Raw genomic sequence first — 400 nt, forward strand, 5'->3', positions numbered from 1 at the left:
CAGGTTGAACAGATCCGTGCCGAGCTGGCGGAGGCTCTGGATGGCTTGGTCTCGGGCGCTCCGCAAGGTCGTGGGGTGCCGTTGTTGTCGACGGTGACGGGGCGGTGGGTTTCGCCGGGGGAGATGGATGGTGGGTATTGGTTCCGGAATCTGCGGCAGCGGGTGCGGTTTGCTGAGGCGGTGGATGTTCTGGTCGCTGAGGGTTATGGGGCTTTTGTTGAGGTGAGTGCGCATCCGGTGTTGACGGTGGGTGTGGAGGAGGCGGTGGAGGCTGCTGGTGGTCAGGCGGTGGTGACCGGCACTTTGCGTCGTGATCAGGACACGCTCCGGCAGGTTCTGACCTCGCTTGCTCAGTTGCATGTCCATGGGGTGGCTGTTGATTGGGCGCCGGTTCTGGGTG

1 protein-coding gene is annotated in these 400 nt (G+C 63.8%); it reads left to right on the forward strand.

Annotated elements, in window-relative coordinates:
• The coding region (locus VT50_RS37925) for an acyltransferase domain-containing protein (RefSeq protein ID WP_338058392.1) at positions 1 to 400 on the forward strand (400 nt) is incomplete at both ends.

The sequence above is a fragment of the Streptomyces antioxidans genome (assembly GCF_000968685.2).
Lineage (GTDB): Bacteria > Actinomycetota > Actinomycetes > Streptomycetales > Streptomycetaceae > Streptomyces > Streptomyces antioxidans.